This window comes from Paenibacillus sp. FSL R5-0341 (assembly GCF_037975235.1).
Lineage (GTDB): Bacteria > Bacillota > Bacilli > Paenibacillales > Paenibacillaceae > Paenibacillus > Paenibacillus amylolyticus_A.
The window spans coordinates 4,760,375-4,778,637 of sequence record NZ_CP150241.1; the positions used below are offsets into that span (position 1 = coordinate 4,760,375).

Sequence of the window (18,263 nt, forward strand, 5' to 3'; positions counted from 1 at the left end):
ATGAGGTTCACTCCATATGAAAATGTAAACGCAATCAATCGTTTGATGATGAAAGAACCAACGAATGAACTGACACAGGTATTGCCCTAACACGGTTACAATCCTGTTGTTATGGTGATGTTAGCACAGAATGAAAGCGTTCGCAATATCTTTTTTAATCATCTTGATATGATCTCTGACAGGGTTAACACTAAAAACCCGCATTCTCATGCGGGTCTGAACTTAGCTTATATCATGATTTATCTGGACCGCTAACTCTCCATCCATCGATATCTGCATCTGTCGTCCTATAAATCCTTCATTTACAGTGTCCGTGCCAACTTCTCCAGCAGTTCTACCGCAGGGACCAATACCGCTTCATCAATATCAAATTCAGGATGATGGTGCGGCGCAGGCAACTCGCTGCCAACAATCATATACGTGGCTTTGCCACCTTGCTCCTGTACTCGCCGGATCATATAACTGGCATCCTCGCTGCCGAGTGCAGCACTATCCGAAATGGCCTCCGCATGGGTGAACCCAGCGATACCTTCCGCTTGCTGAACCGCAAGCGTTGCAAGTTCCATATCACACCGAATCGGAATGGCACTTCCGACGACCTCAACTGTAGCGGTCAGTTCGTGCATGGCTGCGCTATGCTCAATGATGTGCCGCACGCGGCGCTCCAGCTCTCGATTGGTTTCTTCACTCGTCGAACGCGTCTCAATAACCATACGGGCATGCTCAGCAATAATATTAGCCCCTGTTCCACCTTCCAAAATACCTACATTGATCCGGGTATCTGCCGAGCTGAACCGGGGTAGTGCATGAATATTGAGCATGGCGGTCGCTGCGCCTAGCAGCGCGTTCCGTCCTTCCTCCGGTGACGCCCCTGCATGGGAAGATACCCCGGTGAAGTGTGTTTCCAGCTTGGTCGTTGCCAGGAACCCGGCAGACGCACCTCTAATATGACCGGATGGCACACCGGTACCCAAGTGCATACAGAACAGGCGATCCACCTGTTCCAGCATTCCTTTTTCCACCATAGCATATGCTCCGCGCACACCTTCTTCAGCAGGCTGGAACAGCAGCCGAATCTTGCCGGCAAACTTCCGGTTACTCAACCGTTCTGCAAGCGCTAGTCCAATCGTTGTATGTCCATCGTGCGCACAGGCGTGCATAATGCCCTCATGACTGGAACGAAATTGTGCCGCTTGCGGCGCATGTTGTTCCAACTTGCTCTCACGGATCGGCAATGCATCCATATCAAAGCGGAACGCCGTTGTTGGCCCCTCCTGCTCCCCTTGAATCTCAGCAACAACGGCGGTGAATCCCCCTCGCATCTGCTCCACGATCACCGAATCTGCACCTTCCCGGAGGGAACGCTGATATGCATCTTCCAGCACTTCAGGCTTGGGCAGCCCCCGCCGTGATGTGTCGTCAATCGCATCTTTTCCATAAGTGACGCTATACCCTAGCTCCGTCAGTATCTGTACCACTTTGGTCGCGGTACGAAATTCCGTAAAACCCAATTCAGGATGTGCATGCAGATCCCGGCGAAGCGCGATAATATCCATCATGTGTCATTCCCCTCTCTCCAACCTCTTTCTATTTCATCGTACGTACAGTCCTACACTACTCATTCAACGTTATAAGTCACTAAGCCTGCTCCTGCTGATCTTCTACAATCTTGCGTTTACTCCCGGACCAAGCGGCAGATTGAAGGCGTACCATAGAATGACCATAACCACCCACACCGAGAAGAACGCAATCGAATACGGCAAAATCAGTGAATAATACGTTCCCAGCTTCGCATCTTTACGATACTCCTGCAGAAATCCTACGAACAACGGTACAAAAGGCGACACTGGAGCCAATGGAATAACGACCGAATCCGATACCCGGAAAATAACCTGAGTGAATGCCGGATGGAAGCCAAGCAACATCATCATTGGAATAAATACCGGGGCTAGAATCGACCAAATCGCCGAGCCACTTGCGATAAACATCGTCAGCAATGCAGACAGGAAGATCAGGCCGATCACCACGGGAATGCCGTTAATGCCCGTCTTTTCCAGCAAATCCGTAATCGTCAGTGCCAGAAATTTGCCCATGTTGCTCCAGTTGAACATCGCCACGAATTGGGACAACGGGAATACCATCACGATAAATCCAGCCATCGTTTTGATCGGTTCAATAAGCAGTTTCGGCAGATCGTTCTGGTTTTGGATCACTTTCAGTTTAATGCCGTAAGTCAGTGCCACGGTAAAGAAGAACAGTAAAATGACAGGAACAATCCCGGCCAGAAAAGGCGAACCCATGACACTTCCCGTTTCCGGGTTACGTAGCACGCCATTGGAAGGCACAACCATGAATGCAATCACGGCGATAAAAAGCAATGCAGCGATCCCCGACGCACGCAGTGCCCGGTTCTCTTCAGGTATTGGCGCTTCGAGCTTGTACACCCGCTCCCCTTCGTAACGGCCCAGACGTGGTTCCAGGAATTTGTCAGTCATGAACCCGGCAACGAGAGTCAGTACAATAACGGAGGCGGACATAAAGTACCAGTTATCCAGAACCGTAACACCCACATTGGGATCTACAGAGGCCGCAATCTCGGTACTGATGCCTGACAGCAATACATCGGTGGTCACAATGAGCATATTGGCTGTAAAACCCGCTCCAACCCCCGCAATGGCAGCAATCAATCCGGCAACTGGATGTCTGCCTACGGCAAGAAAGATCAGCGCTCCAAGCGGAGGCATGATCACAAGCGCTGCGTCCGAGGACACATGGCTGAAGAACGCGATGAAAATGACGAGATAACTGGCGTAACGCGCAGGTACCCGAACAGCCATTTTACGCATGACCGCTTCGAGAAGACCCACCTTCTCCGCCAGACCAATGCCTAGTACCAGAGCGAGGATGGAAGCCAGTGGTTTGAAATCGGCAAAGTTCTTGACCACATTGGGCAATAGCCACTGAATTCCCTCCCTGCTCAGCAAGTTCTTGACATGTACCTGTTCCCCGTCAATCGGGTTATGTGCCGTCGCATTAAAAAGCGATAACACCAGTGTGGCAACCATCAGGGCGACAATGAGATAGATAAACAATAAAAACGGATTGGGAAGCTTGTTCCCCACTTTCTCTACCCAACCAAAAAGTCCTGTGTTCTCCTGTCTGTCCGATTTGACCATGTAAACTACCCCCTGACTGTGATGGAACTGCCTCTGGATAGACTGAACAAGTCGATGAAGGTCTTGTCCCCGTTAGCAGATCATTAACGTACATTTAACGAAAATGTCGTAATTTTAGGACATTATATAATTATCACCGCACAAAGTTCAATACCTGTGTCATGTATTTTAACACTGTAAATAAAAAAACCGCTGAGCTGTCCTTATCATCTCGTCCTCTCCACACGGACATGAGACATAAGGTTGCATCATCGGTTTGATTACTTCGTTCTATGTTCGCTAACCTAACGCAAGAGACGATAACGGTTACTCGGCCTACCCCGCCTTGTATTCAGCTCATTGCCAGCAATTTCGGCCAGTGCAAAAGCAGTGAGGCTACCCATAATACGTTGTACGTGCCTGATGGTCATGGACAGTCCGGAAGCCAACTCTCCAGCTGTAAATTCTTCTTTGCCCATTCGGCGTATGTATGCCTTTATTTTCTGGAATGTACGAATACTTACGCCTGCTTTGTTCAATTGTTCCAGCAATTCGATATCACTTGAATAGGTTTCGTAGGATAATTCGTGGTCTTCTCCTGCCGCCTCCACAATGGTTCCATCTGTCTCATAGATAATGATCCGTCCAGCCTCATCATCCTTGGCATACTGAATAGCTTTACGTGCATGACGTTCGGCATCAAACGCCGTCTCTCCGAACCCAATCCCGGCAAAAGAAGGCAAGTCTGTATCCAGCTCCAGCTGATGCATGGTCGAATGAAGGGAATCCATATTACGGGCCATCACACCTCTCGAACCATACATTAGGTACCTTCCGGTGCCATCCTGATGAAGTGATCCATCGATTAGTTCACAATGTCGCAGCAGCACACCCTTGATCTTCAGCTCCATATACTGCAACTGGTAACGCTCGGTCGACAGTTCTCCCGCTTCATGCAATCGATCGATCTCAATCATAAGTACACCAATCTGACTGTCCTTGAACGCGGAACTGCGAATCTGTTCAATCAGCATGCGTACGGCTTGTACCGTTTCCTGCTTGGTTGAATCAATTTTGAAGACGGGTACCCCGCGTTCCAGCAAACCTTGATACACCGCATACAGACATGTAATCGCTGCTTTGGTAATCCCCTCCTGCCAATGCTGCACATGGAACCCGATCATTTCTTCCACATCATAATCGATGGAAAACACGTATTTCCGTAATTGCTCCTGTGAGAAATTCAGCTCTTCCAAACTGTCCATCAGCCCCCAACTCTCGTTGTCCGTCATATCAATGGAGATATCTTTCACCGGACTGTCCAAGGTGTAGATGGCCTGAAGCATCGCCTTATACAAACTGGCCCCAGTAGGAGGGCAGTATATCGCATGTTCTTTTTCAGAAAGTTCAGCTTGGGCACTCAGATAAGGAATCGGCCCGGTAAATACCCATCCGTGTACATTCTCCCGATTTCGTCTAATGATGTCTCCCGTTTCTCTTGCATGCTCATAGGCATATAGCTCGTAGCTCGCCCCCAGATTGTGTCCCTGCAACGCACGCATGGTTCGCTCAATGGAAGGCTTCGGCCCTACAATTCCGATACGATACATGCACACCCCTCCTTCTCTCACTCCACATTTCAACATATATCATATCGCTCCGAATGTTCCGTGAGTTATAAGCTTTAATTATATACAGAACCGCCAATATAACAAAACAGGCATAGGTGGATTCACCTATGCCCCGCACTGCTTATCACACGACTTAGCAAAGTCCACACTTATTGAATGAATTGGTCCCTATTCCTGTCTGTTCGTCTGAAGTCTATCCTTTTCATTAATCGTAAATTTTACATATAGTTAATCCATTTCATACATTGGTTTAGCATTTGTTGTATACACTGGGTTCTGGATACAAAACAAACTATACATATATTCTAGGAGGATGCATTCATGTTAAACCGGTTTAATGTCCGTGCAGCCAAAATGATGCTCGCGGTGACAACGATTGTTACGGCTACACTCGGAGGAAGCACTGCAGCGTGGGCTGTGGAAGACACCACCTCAACGACATCTGCATCGCCGATTAAAAATGTCATTATTCTCATTCCTGACGGCATGGCTAACGATGCCACTGCTCTGGCTCGTTGGTATAAGGGCTCGTCCCTGACGTTGGACTCCATGGCAAGCGGCATGGTTCGTACACACTCCGCTGATGCGCCGATTGCGGACTCGGCTCCTGCCGGAACAGCTTTTGCCACAGGTTATAAATCGCATACCGGATTTGTTGGCGTACTGCCGGACAAGGCTACGATGCCTGGACAGAAAGCAATTGCGCCTGGAGATGCAAGAAAACCTGTTGCTTCCGTGCTGGAAGCATCTAAACTCGCCGGTAAAGCAACCGGAATTATAGCCACATCCGAGATTATGCACGCCACACCAGCGGACTTCTCTGCGCACTATCCGGATCGCAAAAACTATGATGCTCTCAGCAAACAACAAGTCTACAATGGCATGGATGTTGTGTTAGGTGGAGGTAGCAAATATCTTGAGCCAGCCGGACGTAAAGACGGCGAAAATCTGGTGTCTTCCATTAAGGCACTGGGTTACGATTACGTCACTACACCGGAGGCGATGAAAGCATCCGATTCAAATAAATTATGGGGCATGTTCGCACCCGCAGGTATGGCTTACAATATGGACCGTGATCCTGCCAAGCAGCCGAGCCTTGCCGAGATGACATCCAAAGCCATTGAAGTTCTGTCCAAAGACGAAGACGGCTTCTTCCTGATGGTCGAAGGCAGCAAAGTGGACTGGGCAGCTCATGCCAATGATCCGATTGGTATTATCAGTGATGTGCTGGCATTTGATGATGCCGTAAAAGTAGCCATGGATTTTGCCAAAGCCGATGGAGAGACTGCCGTTGTGGCTGTTACGGACCATGGTAATGGTGGACTCACCATTGGTAACAACGCAACTAGCGGCACGTACGATAAAGAGCCGTTGTCCACATTTATCGGACCTTTGAAAAAGGCCAAGCTGACAGGCGAGGGCGTTGAAGCGAAGCTGAATGCGAAGCGTACGAACATCAAAGCAGTGATGAAACAATACTATGGCATTACGGACCTGACTTCCGAAGAGATTGCCACCATCAAAGCGGCCGAGCCAGGCAGTCTTAACTATGCAATTGGTCCAATGATCAGCAAACGCGCAGGGATCGGCTGGACAACCGGTGGTCATACAGGTGGAGATGTCGTGCTGTACACGTATGCTCCGAACAATGACCGTCCATTCGGTGTGATTGACAACACGGATGTCGCCAAATATATGGCTCGTGTACTGGATCTGGATCTCGACAGCGTGAGCAAACAATTGTTTGTACCTGCCAAACAGGCATTTACAGCCAAAGGCGCGACGTACAAGCTGGACCTGACCGACGCCAAAAATCCGAAGATCCTCGTTACAAAAGGTAGCACCAAGCTGGAACTGCAAATCTACAAAAATATTGCACTGGTGAACGGCAAAAAGACAGCCTTGGAAGGTGTCATTGTCTATAACGGTGTAGAAGCCTTTGTTCCACAGACGGCTGTGGATCTGATTCAATAATTCGTTAGAACTACTGGAACCACAGGAAATTGCACCATTTGGCTGCCGAATATTTCGGCAGCTATTTTATTGTTTGCTGATATGGGGTAGGTTCCTGCTAATGCCTATCGTATAATAAACGTAACAAAAATACATATCATGCAAGAAAAAAGGAGATATTCACCTATGTTGATCAAATTAAACTGGATCACGCTGAGGGTCCTTAATTTGGAAGCTTCGCTCGGGTTCTACCACGACATGCTCGGACTTCCCATTCAGCGCAGATTCGAAAGCCGTGGACGACAGATTGCCATGCTTGGCATGGAAAATGAAACCCAGCTGGAACTGATTGAGGGCAGTGAATCCATTCTTAAACCAGAGGCCGGCGTGTCGATCGGCTATGAGGTGAACTCGTTGGAGGAAGCCATGGAACGATTGGCAGAACTGAATATCCCGATTTTACGCGGCCCTATCCAGCCCAATCCGCATCTGCGGTTTATTTACATTACAGATCCAGACGGCTTCGAGGTACAACTCGCAGAACATGCCTAATTAGGCGAGTGTAACTAAGCACTAAGTGTACGTATCCGGATGACCCGTGGGGTGTGCATGTGTGCAGTCAAACCAGCTGCAATCCCACGTCTGCATCGGGCAGCGTAAGCACGTCTTTGTGTCTGTTTACAGCTTCATGCGGCGCATCAGCGGCACACCTACGCGATTCAACAACCGATCAAGCAACAGCCAGCACCAGCGCCTGCCCCACGGAAGATGGAGCTCATAGACTGCGGAATACTCGAAATCAGCCACAGCTCCACGATTGCGTTTGAACTGCGCAGCCCCGGCGCTCTCATGCAACAGATGACCGTTCTCGCGAGCCTGCCCGATCAGACAGGCCGATAACATACGGTATAGTCCGACAGACTGGGGCGCCGCTGTGTCGTAACCGAACAGCGGTGTTGTCATGATTCCATTTCGGCAGAAATAACCCATGACCGCATCCAGGCGCCCTTCCTTCCGCAATCCATATAGCCTGAGTGTCCCTGATGCCATCGCAGTAGCAATGAACTGCTCGGTGAATTGCGGATTGTGATAGGAGTATTTTTCAAGGTATAACAGCTTGTAAAGCTCCACGATTCGCGGAATATCTGTATTGGCCATATCTGCTGCGGATACGAGTTCGTATTCATGCTTGGCCAATAATTCGTAATCCCTCTTCAGCAGCCAGCGTGACTTCGAATTGCCAAAATTCGGATCATGCGCTCGATATAGGTATATTTGTCGGCTCGGAATCAGTCGACAACCTGTTTCTGTCAGCCTCGCTGTCAAATCAGGATGAAGTCCCGGACACAAGGAGCGAAATACAATGACATGCTTAGGGTATCGCTCTTGTACCGCTGCAAGCAAACAAGCCGCCTGCTCACCGGACATGGCTGGATACAGATTGGTGGACAACAGCCAGTTGTTCACATGCACGACTTTGTTGATCTGCGATTTCTTCATTCCCCAACCTATTAGACTGAGTAACACAGAAAGACCTTTTTCCAACACGGGCTTCTGCAACATGGTCAATTCCTGCTTGGCGTAACTCACGTAATGCGTATATGGCGAGCAGACATAAGCATTATCATACTCCGTATCATTCACGGTTAGCGGAATAACGAGATCATCAATCCGGGCGAGCAGCAATGTCGTTTCCACGTTGGACATAAAGCTTCGGGAACCTTGCTGCATCATAGGTTCCAGATAAGCTCTGGCATATCTGCCATCCTCCGTATTGGGCCAGTCCATGTCTTTGAACGAATGCTGATCATAAAGACGCACGCGTTCAGCACGGTTATCATTCCTAACTTCATATGTACGGTCACCATAGGCCGAGCTGTCTTTCATTCCTTTACTCTTCAACCTTTTACTCCCCCATGAGGTAACATCATCTGTTCAACATCAAGTTCAGTTCCAGTGCTACATCTTCATACTCTACACAACACTGTATAGGAAAAAAATGCCGGCATCAAGCTGTACTCCAGATGATAAAAGCCCGTCCAGTACGCAAAATACGCACCGACAGGCCCTTAACTATTGATTATTAAAGTTTATTCTCAACGGAAGCAGCCTGCTGATCGGAGACTAACTCATTCAGGTCCACAATCAGTTGCTCCAGTTCTCCGAAGCTCTCCACCATCTTCTGTGTCAGGTTACGTTGTTCTTCCATGCTCGCCAGGATTTCTTCTGTCGCTGCACTGGATTGCTCCGTTACACTCGAAATCTCGGAAACCTCATTCACAACTCTGGTGGAAGACTCCCTCATCGTAGCCGAACTAATCTCAATATCTGTCGCTTGATTCAATACATGTTGAGAGTTGCTGTTGATCGTACGGAACACTTCATCTGCCGTTTGCACACTGTCTCTTCCTTGTTGTAACGAAAGACGAATACGTTCGAATCGATCCGTCAATGCCTGCGTCTGTCCTTTCAAGCGCGACAGTATGGTTGCAATATCACTCGCTGATTGACCCGAGTTCTCGGCCAGCTTGCGAACTTCCTCTGATACAACGGCAAACCCGCGTCCATGCTCGCCCGCACGAGCCGCTTCAATGGCTGCGTTGAGCGCGAGCAGGTTGGTCTGATTCGCAATATCCGCTATGCTGTTCAGCATAAGTGTCATGGATTCACTTTCCTCGTTGAACTTTCGCATGTCACTAGCAGTTGTATTGATCGTCTCATATAGCTCTTGCATCTGAATGTTCAGTTGGTCCATCTGTGTGCTTCCTGTTTGCGTGCTCGTTGCCATACTTGAGGACAATTCTTTCATCTGCTGGGAGTATAATGCAACGTCCTTGATATGCTGATCCGACACAGACAAGGATTCCGAAATCTCGGCAACACTGGTCGCCTGGAACTCAACGCCTTTGGCAACTTCACTGAACCCAAGCGTCACCTCATTGGTGATGGAACCAGTCGCATCCACCTTTTGCTTCAATTGATCCGTATAACGAGACAAACCATCGACGGATTCCTTTACACGTTCCAGCATGGTTTCCACTCTTTGTTTCGAGCGCTCTACCTCATTCTGACGTACTTCACTTTCATGAAAGAGTCTTTGATTCAGCTGTGAGACCAGCATCAGAATGGCTCCCGTGAGAGCAAATAGTCCCACATTGACGATATTCCCTATTAGCTCAACAGAATCAACGGTATTCATAACAAATAACTGAAGAACACTGTTGACTAGTAAGACCGAAAATCCAACCACAAAAAATTTCTTGTTAGGAAATAACAATAGAACCGCGGTTATAACCAAACTTAATGCAAAATTGACCGTTCCCCAACCGACATAGACTCCACATATTGTCAGTAACACGGTAATCAGCCATGGAATGAGATGAATATGTTTCTTTTTCGCATTAGCATATGTAATCCAAACTACAAAGATCAGAGCTACTCCATTGGACACAAGTAACTTGGGCATCGTAAAGGCCAGACCCATACCAATGGCAATAATAATCCACAAAATGATACCGATTAATTTGTTCCTTTTCCAAATAATTTCGTCCATACGATCCATGCATACCCCGTCCTTTTATGTAGGTTAAATGTAAGTTGTAGGGCCTTTCTGTACTACATCTACTAGTCTTTGGTCCTGCTTATGCGCAAATCGCAAATACGCAGCGTCTTAGCATAGTACATATTAACTTCATAAGTATGAAATCAGCGCTACTTTATGTATATCGGTATTCAACATTTAAAATGAATATGAAATGTAAAATGATATGCAGGCATATCATTTTACAAACAAAAAAAGGTCTGTCTTATACGTTATGGCGTACAAGACAGGCCTTTTGGTTGTGATATGGATGTGCAGTAACGCTTACTTTCCGAACACAAGCGTCGTATTGGAGGAGCCTGCATACTTGGTGACGAACTCACGCGCATAGCTGGCGCTCTCTACTTGATAACTGTAATTGGTGCTTGGTCTCCAGTTCGTTTTAGGAGAAGTCGGACTACTAAGCGCTGGCGTACTGCCCGTATCCGTAAACTCACCTTTTCCTTTGTCATCCAGGATGCCGCCCTTTTCAGCGCCAGCACCAAAATAGTTGTTTTCGGAATAAATCCGTGCTTTTTCACCAATTGTGATGGCCTGATTAAAGTTATTCGCATAGTTGTTTTTGAGATGGAAGTAACCATATCTTAAAAGTCCAGGACCACGTACATATAAATTTTCGAAGTAATTATTGGACATCGTCACATGAGGTACGCCATTGTAACTGCTGTTACCATCATTCGGATGACCCAGGATGACGCCATACTTATGGTTCGCAAATTTGGAATTGCTAATCGTAATGTAGTCAGCGCGATCACCGATATACAGAAGCTTGTCCAGATCACTTCCGCCAGAGCTATAGCTGTGGCCAGCGAACGTCACATGATCGATCCAGTAATTGGAGCCAGATGTGATGTATACCTGGATATCATCATTGCCGTTGATATTCGCTGAATGTTGAAAGGTCAGATTCTGAAAAATCACATTGCTCGAACTGCTTGTAGATCTGAAATGAATATTCGTTAATGTATGTTTGTCAAAGGAACCTACCAGTGTTTTGTTCGCTCCAAATTCAACCTTTTGCAGAGAGGAAGAAGAAATATTCTGTTCAACAACGACAATTTTGGCTGTAGAGCCTGCCATATGTGTTCTCAGGTCATTGAGATTACTAACGTAAACCACCTGACCGTTCTTGCCACCTGTTGTGGCTGCCTTGGATACACCACTCTCATTCTTGGCACTGCCTGCAAAACCGGTCAGCCCGTTCGTACCTGTGTTTGGATAACTGGCCGCACCATATGTAGATGGAGCCGTTGAGATCGTTAACAACAATAGCGTTACCGCGAGTAAAAGCATCGAAAATTTCTTCAAAATTTCACCATCCTTTATAATATTATCCTCGAAGACAACTCGATTATATCGTGTAACTTTGGCTGTGACAATACAAATATTGCAAAAAGACAACAATTATCACTTTTATGCAACAGTAGATCAGATATCGTGAATAAACGTAATGCCAGGCCTTTCTTGCACACAAAATAGAGCCGCTAATTAGCGGCTCTATAAACGAGTTCGGTTCGTTACAATTTGCTCACTGACGAAAAACCATTCGCTTGCGGATAACAATATATCATGACTTCTGATAGCTGCGGCGGAAGGCACCAGGTGTGATTCGTTCAAGCTTCTTGAAGATTGCTCCATAATAGCTGGTCGATTCGAAGCCAACTTGACGAGCAATATCCTCCATCCCACGCTGCACATTGTCGAGCAGAAGTTCCTTGCTCTTGTTGACCCTTACCTGATTAACATAGCTGATGGGACGAATACCTGTCGTCTTCTTAAACAAATGACAGAAATATTCTGGTGTGACACAGATCAATCCAGCCAGCGTTGGCAAAGTAATCTCTTCAGCATAATGCTGTTCAATATAATCCAGAACCGGCTTTAATCGCTCATACTGCTGCCCGACGGTATCGCTGCCCTCCACAGATACGCGTTGAATAATCTCGGTCAATAAAGTATAGAGGATAGCTGAGCAGGCGTAATTGCTTAATGTCTGCTCTTGTGGTGTTAAGGCTGCTTGCAGCAGCTCCCGCATGCGGGATAGAAGGTATTCAGGCGATGCAAGCGTGTATACGCATGTGTCGACAATGCCCACGGTTTCAAACAAGCTCGCTGACCCGCTGCCATCAAAAATGATCCAGTCGACTTCCCAGTTCTCGGATAGGGCATAGTATTCGTGCTTCTGTCCAGGGAACAACAGTATGCCCATACCCGGCTTGACGATATATTCCGTTTCACTTAGCTTAAGCTTGCCCACACCGCTGCGACATTGTATCCACTGATAATCCTGAATGCCTTGGTCTCGGCGTATATGCTCCTGTTCATGATGCAGACCGATGCCAAGCAAATAAAAAGGGAGCAGCTTGTCTCGGGCAGATAATACCGGGAAATTGCGATTGGGAAGAGGCATAGGACTAACTCTCCTGTTATCTTAATATTGTTATATTATATTAATTATTTAAGATATTCACTCTAATTAATATAGCATATAATCGCAATATATTGATAAATAAAGGAGATCAGAGGATGACAATTAAGATCGGAATTGATTATTATCCAGAGCAATGGGCTCCGGAATTATGGGAGAAAGATGCCGTACTTATGCAAGAGACAGGGGTTGCTATTGTGCGAATGGCAGAGTTCGCCTGGAGCCGAATGGAACCGACTGAGGGGAATTATCAGTTTGAATGGCTGGATGCGGCTATAGAAGTATTCGCTTCGCGCGGCATGGAAATTGTGTTATGCACCCCAACCAATACTCCGCCAAACTGGATGACAACCCGTTATCCGGATGTGCTGCCCATGGATGAGCAACGCCACATCATTCGGCCAGGTGTGCGTGGACATCGTTGCAACAACAGCCCTTCCTTGAGAATGCTGGGCTCCAAATTTGTGGAAGCGATATCACAGCGCTATGGTAAGCATCCCGCTGTTATCGGCTGGCAAATCGATAACGAGATGCACTACCAGGAGTGCCATTGTGATACATGCAATCGTGCATTTGTCGCTTGGCTGCAAAAGCGTTATTCCAATCTGGAGGAGTTGAACCGGGAGTGGGGTACGGTCGTCTGGAGCGGTGAGTACAGCAGCTGGGCTGAGGTAACAACGCCGCTCGGTACCAGCAAACCAATGAATCCTTCTTATCTTCTGGAGTACAAACGGTTTTGTTCCGACAGCGTAGGCTATCTGCTGGGATGGCAGCTTGAGATTTTACGCCGTAACTGTCCAGATCAATTCGTGACGCATAACATGTGGCAATATCCGAATAGCCTGGACTACTATGATATGCACAACGAATTGGACTTCGTCTCTGTCGATTATTATCCGAATGAGCTGTATCGCGATTATGGCGATCGGTTTCCGAGGAACGGAGCGCTTACGCTAGACTTGGTTCGCGGTATCAAGCGCCGGAATTTCTGGGTAATGGAACAGCTCAGCGGAGCACAGGGTGCCTGGATGCCGATTCAGCGTACCCCCTATCCTGGACTGATCCGAGCTCGCTCTTGGCAGACAATCGCTCGCGGTGCGGATATGGTCGTCCATTTCCGCTGGCGGAGTGCTACCGTCGGAGCCGAACAGTTCTGGCACGGGCTGATCGACCACAGCAATGTTCCTGGACGCAGATTCAGGGAATTCTCGGAGCTTACTCGCGAGGTGAACCAATTAGGAGAACTGCTGGCCGACTCAACCATTGTTACCCAGGTTGCGATTCTGCATTCGCATGATCAGCATACAGCGCTTTCTCTTCAGCCGCAGGCGGAAGGGGGAATGCACTATATAGATAACTTGTCCTCTATGCATAATGCATTTCTGAAAATGGGCGTCGGTACAGACGTTATCAATTGGACGGAGGAGCTCGACGGGTACAAGCTGGTCATTGTCCCCTCCCTCTTCCTGTTAAATGAAGAAGTAGCACAGCGACTGGAGCGATTCGCAGCCAAGGGTGGTACGGTTGTCCTCACCAATCGGACTGGCGTGAAGAACATGAGGAACGTATGTGAGATGTTGCCTCTGCCGGGGCTACTGGCTGAAGCGGCGGGTGTTGTTGTAAGTGAATATGATGCCATCGGCAACAGTGAGCATCGGATACGGAACGCGGAGGGCAAGACCTTCGCTGCGAAGCAATGGTGTGATCTATTGGAACTGAGAGGTGCAGAGCCGATCGCCTGGTATGACAACGACTTTTACGAGGGTGTACCGGCGATTACTGTCAATAAGCTTGGTGAAGGTGAAGTGTATTATGTCGGCACTTGGCCGGATCCATCGTATTTCTATCAGCTGTTTGAAGACATATTGAAGGAAAAAGGGTTGGCGCCCGAGATCCAGTTGCCGGAAGGTGTCGAGCTGTCGATCCGAACGAAGGGGGAGCAAAACTTCCTGTTCCTGATCAACCTGACGAATGAGCAACGAGAGATTACGTTGGACGTTCCTTATCGCAGCTTGTTGACTAGCGAGAGATTGAATCAGAAGTTGACGCTTCCAGCTCTGGGAGTAGACATTCTAACTGTATAAGATCAGTAGCTTGTCATATTTAAGAAGGGATGTCTCACAAGGCTTACGACCTTGCGGGACATCCCTTCACTTACTTCACTAACGTCCACCAATTCGAATAAGAGTTATTCCAGTTAGTTCATCTTATTTGATTTTGATCCCCAGTTCATCATTCTTGGCTTCCTGCAAATCATCATAGACCTTATCTGGTTTGCCACGAAGTTTTAATATCATCGACTTCGGATTGTCCAACAGATTGCTGCTGAAAGAATACATCATTCCATCTTCCGTTCCGCTCCCGTTTACCATGGATAAAATGGTCTGCTTCCCGTCTTTAGTGGTAGTTACAATCTCAAGAGGCTGAACGACCTCACTGATCGACAACTTCGTTTTGTAATCGATCTCTTGCTCCGGCTCAAAAACAAATCTAACCCGAGTCACAAGCGGTGATAATTCCACTTCTGACAACATAACTTCATAACCCCCAACGGTAAAAGTACGATTAACGTTCAAGATTTCCGTTTTGGGGATAGAGAATTTGGGATCCAGCGCAAAAGAAAGATTCATTTTTTTGGAAAATTGATATTTCCGTTCCTTTTCCCCGTTTTCTGAATATTCCACCACATCCGGAACAACGGAAGAAAGCTGGAATTGAAGATTCACTTGCTCAGGCAACGGTTTGTTTCGATTCCGTTCAAGTGTACTTCGACCATAGATAGTATGTTTATCATTTGAGAAATGCACGCCTCCTATATTTCCGTTATCCAGAACATAACCTGTTCTTGCATCCGTCATCTTGGTATTGACGATCGAATATATCTCTTGTGAAGCATCCGTTCTAGCGGTATACAATACGGTTATCCTGTTCTCATCTGCCATAACCGCATTCACGGTAAACTGATATATGCCCGATGTAACCGTCTGATCCACGAGTTGCACATAACCATTATTGAGCGTTGAAGTAATCGTAGTACGTTCCATATCCGAAGTTAGCCGGCCACGAAAGGGCTCAAGTACTCCCCAGTGGGTTACAGGCTCAGTATATGTTGCCGGTTGTTGCCCATAGTTTCCAAGCGGGCCCATAAGAAACCAACCTGCAGCCAGAACCGTGACAAGCACTGCCGTGATCCATTTGACACGAAAGGTCCTACCTGATCGTTTTGTTCTGCCCTTTGCGAGACCACGTTGAATTGCAGCAGTCGTGTCCGTCGGATTCCAGTGCTGCTTCTCTCTTTTCACCTGATATGCATCTGCAAGAAGTGCTTTCTCCTCCGGGTTAGTGGTCATGCCAATCCCTCCTATTCTTCATCAACTTGCGCAACTGCTGGAGCCCCTTGTGCTGCCAGGTCTTGATCGTACCTTCCGGTTTGCCGAGGATCGAGGCAATATCCGTCAGTGTCATGTCGTTATAATATTTCAGCAATAATACATGGCGATATTTCGGTTTCAACTTTTGCAAAAGAGATTCCATAGCGATTCGATTATCATCTACACTGATCATCCAAGACGCCGGAATGCTGTCCTCTATATCTTCCTTCGCCAGAGGTGTCGCCCGTTTGCGCCGCCTCTGCTCATCGATACAGATATAGATGAGAATCCGAATGATCCACGACTTGAACGCCTTCTCATTGTTCAGCGTCCGACGCTTGATCCAAGCTCGGCACGTCATCTCCTGTACCGCTTCCAGCGCGTCTTGCTGGTTACGCAAATAACTGTAGGCAATGCTAATGAGCGTATCTTGATGTTCCATAATGGATTGCACAAATGCCGTCTCGTCTTCGGTCTGTACATATATCCTCTGGTTCATCTCTGCTTTTGTTTCCACCCCGCATCCCTCCTTCTCTCTCTTTCTGTGGTATAAGACGGGTGAGTGAAGCAAACGGTTTTTAATATTTGTTCATCAAAAAAGCTCCGCCATCATCATGAGGGAGCTTGATTACATAGCACTTCGGCCGCCGGTATACAGAATTACGCACACGCATGAACAATCCAAGATCAACTGACTTACAGGTTGCCGGTGACTTCAATCCCGTCAGCCAATTGCAAATGGTTTCTCACCCAAGTGGTAAACTGATTCAAAAACATCCGTAATTCAGGCTCTGCAACCACCTGTTGATCCAACTCTGATAAAATCCCCACCCACACTTCCTTCGTAATCGGATTCTCCCAGCAGGGATCTAGAGCCTTCATCTCTTCTCCAGTTCGCGGGTTAATTAAGGGAAATACGCGATCCAATGCAGGACGAATGTAGTCAAAGTCTTCATGATATATGAACAGCATGTCTTCCATCTCTACTTTAACCGATTCTTCTATGTATAAAGGGGATAACACAAAACCCACATTCCGCTGCGGACCTTGATACTGATATATGAGCGTAGGAATAGTCCTTTTTGATTTTTTAGCCATATAGAATCCTCCTATTTCAGGCAAAACTCCTACCGATCAGAGTTCAAACCAGATTAAACCACCTTCGACCTGCCTGGTTTCCTGCTCCATCTGTTGCATCCAGCCCCGCGCCTCTTCACCCCAGATATGAAACAAACAGTAGATATACAACGCTCCGTCCGCAATCTCTTCCACGCCTGAAGCCTCTTCGATCCACACTTCCAGTGCTCTAGGCCAGGAAGGATCCTCACGGTTCAATACAAAGCCGTTGGCATGGTGTTCCAGACTATATATTTCGGTAAACGTTAATGCACCTGCCAGACGCTTCACGACTTCAGGTAAAATCGCAGGCTCCGTTGCTCTAATCCCATATTCCCAGCCCATATGCACAACCTCCTTCAGACTTCGTTCGCTCCAGATTGTTGCTTCTGTTCATGCATTTGATGGATTGAACGATCCAACCACAACTCATACCAGTCCAGAAAATGTAGTCGATTCGTATTGCCCCAATACTGATCAGGATAAATTCCATTGCGGTTAGCCCGGTCATCAACCCAGATCTCTCCGTAGGAGGCTCCCTTAACAATTAGATTCATGGATATGCCACAACCAAAATCACTGATGCGCAGCATGCCTGCCGACCACTTTGGATCAAGATATTCATGTTCCAACGCTTCCCATTCCTCTTCTTCTTTGCTGTCTTCGAACCAGTCATAGTTCCAGTTCCATGCTCCCGTGAATTGAAAAGGGTCCGAGATCGCATTCAGCTCATCATCATAACCAAGCACAGCATATACGCCGTCATCCGGGTTCTCCAGACCATAATAAGGTCCTGCACCACCCGTTCCCATATGAAGAAGCCATGCCTTATACTCCTCCGGCAACTTAATTTGCCATTTCTGTTCAAATTGCGTGATATCCTCCTGCGTCCACACAGGCTCCAATTCATATTCATGGTTTTCTGCACCGAACAGGTCCAGATCCGGGTCCAGACTTCGGAGAGTGCTCAACTTTTCACGCATACGTTCCAGTTGTACATTGTACATG

The 18,263-nt window shown here is 47.4% G+C and carries 15 protein-coding genes; 3 read left to right on the forward strand and 12 right to left on the reverse strand.

Going from position 1 to position 18,263, the window contains the following annotated elements; genetic code table 11:
* Positions 1–302: 302 nt before the first annotated feature.
* The 3 genes from MKX75_RS21350 to MKX75_RS21360 all read right to left on the reverse strand — a co-directional run bounded on the left by MKX75_RS21350 (position 303) and on the right by MKX75_RS21360 (position 4,765).
* On the reverse strand, positions 303–1,559 hold the full coding sequence (locus tag MKX75_RS21350; RefSeq protein WP_339166718.1) for an amidohydrolase: 1,257 nt from the start codon (positions 1,557–1,559) through the stop codon (positions 303–305).
* A gap of 102 nt (positions 1,560–1,661) precedes the next feature.
* A complete protein-coding gene (locus tag MKX75_RS21355; protein WP_339166720.1) occupies positions 1,662–3,176 on the reverse strand; it encodes an AbgT family transporter in 1,515 nt (504 codons plus the stop codon).
* 284 nt (positions 3,177–3,460) lie between these two features.
* Positions 3,461–4,765, reverse strand: coding sequence for a hypothetical protein (locus tag MKX75_RS21360; protein ID WP_339166721.1), 1,305 nt, complete (start codon positions 4,763–4,765; stop codon positions 3,461–3,463).
* Positions 4,766–5,107: 342 nt separating this feature from the next.
* Here MKX75_RS21360 and MKX75_RS21365 point away from each other — a divergent pair, with 342 nt between their 5' ends.
* Both MKX75_RS21365 and MKX75_RS21370 read left to right on the forward strand, forming a co-directional pair.
* The gene (locus tag MKX75_RS21365; RefSeq protein WP_339166722.1) at positions 5,108–6,760 is read left to right on the forward strand and encodes an alkaline phosphatase; all 1,653 of its coding nucleotides are present in this window, start codon (positions 5,108–5,110) and stop codon (positions 6,758–6,760) included.
* 165 nt (positions 6,761–6,925) lie between these two features.
* The gene (locus MKX75_RS21370) at positions 6,926–7,291 is read left to right on the forward strand and encodes a VOC family protein (RefSeq protein ID WP_339166723.1); all 366 of its coding nucleotides are present in this window, start codon (positions 6,926–6,928) and stop codon (positions 7,289–7,291) included.
* A 126-nt stretch (positions 7,292–7,417) separates the two neighbouring features.
* Here the strand turns inward: MKX75_RS21370 and MKX75_RS21375 are convergent, their stop codons facing one another.
* The 4 genes from MKX75_RS21375 to MKX75_RS21390 all read right to left on the reverse strand — a co-directional run bounded on the left by MKX75_RS21375 (position 7,418) and on the right by MKX75_RS21390 (position 12,750).
* A complete protein-coding gene (locus MKX75_RS21375; protein ID WP_339166724.1) occupies positions 7,418–8,641 on the reverse strand; it encodes a GNAT family N-acetyltransferase in 1,224 nt (407 codons plus the stop codon).
* 181 nt (positions 8,642–8,822) lie between these two features.
* Complete coding sequence (locus MKX75_RS21380; RefSeq protein ID WP_339166725.1) at positions 8,823–10,301, reverse strand: methyl-accepting chemotaxis protein; 1,479 nt, start codon at positions 10,299–10,301, stop codon at positions 8,823–8,825.
* 303 nt (positions 10,302–10,604) lie between these two features.
* Positions 10,605–11,633, reverse strand: coding sequence for a pectate lyase (locus tag MKX75_RS21385; protein WP_254847933.1), 1,029 nt, complete (start codon positions 11,631–11,633; stop codon positions 10,605–10,607).
* Positions 11,634–11,907: 274 nt separating this feature from the next.
* Entirely contained in the window at positions 11,908–12,750 is an 843-nt protein-coding gene (locus MKX75_RS21390; protein ID WP_339166727.1) for an AraC family transcriptional regulator, read from the reverse strand.
* Between the two features lie 116 nt (positions 12,751–12,866).
* Between MKX75_RS21390 and MKX75_RS21395 the strand changes: the two genes are divergently transcribed.
* Positions 12,867–14,852 carry a beta-galactosidase gene (locus MKX75_RS21395; RefSeq protein ID WP_339166728.1) on the forward strand — a complete coding sequence of 662 codons (1,986 nt, stop codon included), beginning with the start codon at positions 12,867–12,869 and terminating at the stop codon, positions 14,850–14,852.
* Positions 14,853–14,975: 123 nt separating this feature from the next.
* Here MKX75_RS21395 and MKX75_RS21400 read toward each other — a convergent pair whose 3' ends face one another.
* The 5 genes from MKX75_RS21400 to MKX75_RS21420 form a co-directional block, all read right to left on the reverse strand.
* Positions 14,976–16,118, reverse strand: coding sequence for a DUF4179 domain-containing protein (locus MKX75_RS21400; protein WP_339166729.1), 1,143 nt, complete (start codon positions 16,116–16,118; stop codon positions 14,976–14,978).
* Entirely contained in the window at positions 16,108–16,656 is a 549-nt protein-coding gene (locus tag MKX75_RS21405) for a sigma-70 family RNA polymerase sigma factor (protein ID WP_339166730.1), read from the reverse strand. Before MKX75_RS21405 ends, MKX75_RS21400 begins: the two co-directional genes overlap by 11 nt.
* Before the next feature lie 179 nt (positions 16,657–16,835).
* Entirely contained in the window at positions 16,836–17,237 is a 402-nt protein-coding gene (locus MKX75_RS21410; protein ID WP_339166732.1) for a hypothetical protein, read from the reverse strand.
* 36 nt (positions 17,238–17,273) lie between these two features.
* The gene (locus MKX75_RS21415) at positions 17,274–17,600 is read right to left on the reverse strand and encodes a hypothetical protein (protein ID WP_339166733.1); all 327 of its coding nucleotides are present in this window, start codon (positions 17,598–17,600) and stop codon (positions 17,274–17,276) included.
* Positions 17,601–17,614: 14 nt separating this feature from the next.
* Entirely contained in the window at positions 17,615–18,262 is a 648-nt protein-coding gene (locus MKX75_RS21420; RefSeq protein ID WP_339166734.1) for an SMI1/KNR4 family protein, read from the reverse strand.
* Between the last annotated feature and the right edge of the window lies 1 nt (position 18,263).

Bases quoted from the DNA above. Each gene is read 5' to 3' on its own strand.
- MKX75_RS21350 (WP_339166718.1), bottom strand. From the start codon at position 1,559: ATGATGGATATTATCGCGCTTCGCCGGGATCTGCATGCACATCCTGAA.
- MKX75_RS21355 (WP_339166720.1), bottom strand. From the start codon at position 3,176: ATGGTCAAATCGGACAGACAGGAGAACACAGGACTTTTTGGTTGGGTA.
- MKX75_RS21360 (WP_339166721.1), bottom strand. From the start codon at position 4,765: ATGTATCGTATCGGAATTGTAGGGCCGAAGCCTTCCATTGAGCGAACC.
- MKX75_RS21365 (WP_339166722.1), top strand. From the start codon at position 5,108: ATGTTAAACCGGTTTAATGTCCGTGCAGCCAAAATGATGCTCGCGGTG.
- MKX75_RS21370 (WP_339166723.1), top strand. From the start codon at position 6,926: ATGTTGATCAAATTAAACTGGATCACGCTGAGGGTCCTTAATTTGGAA.
- MKX75_RS21380 (WP_339166725.1), bottom strand. From the start codon at position 10,301: ATGGATCGTATGGACGAAATTATTTGGAAAAGGAACAAATTAATCGGT.
- MKX75_RS21385 (WP_254847933.1), bottom strand. From the start codon at position 11,633: ATGCTTTTACTCGCGGTAACGCTATTGTTGTTAACGATCTCAACGGCT.
- MKX75_RS21390 (WP_339166727.1), bottom strand. From the start codon at position 12,750: ATGCCTCTTCCCAATCGCAATTTCCCGGTATTATCTGCCCGAGACAAG.
- MKX75_RS21395 (WP_339166728.1), top strand. From the start codon at position 12,867: ATGACAATTAAGATCGGAATTGATTATTATCCAGAGCAATGGGCTCCG.
- MKX75_RS21400 (WP_339166729.1), bottom strand. From the start codon at position 16,118: ATGACCACTAACCCGGAGGAGAAAGCACTTCTTGCAGATGCATATCAG.
- MKX75_RS21410 (WP_339166732.1), bottom strand. From the start codon at position 17,237: ATGGCTAAAAAATCAAAAAGGACTATTCCTACGCTCATATATCAGTAT.
- MKX75_RS21415 (WP_339166733.1), bottom strand. From the start codon at position 17,600: ATGGGCTGGGAATATGGGATTAGAGCAACGGAGCCTGCGATTTTACCT.
- MKX75_RS21420 (WP_339166734.1), bottom strand. From the start codon at position 18,262: ATGTACAATGTACAACTGGAACGTATGCGTGAAAAGTTGAGCACTCTC.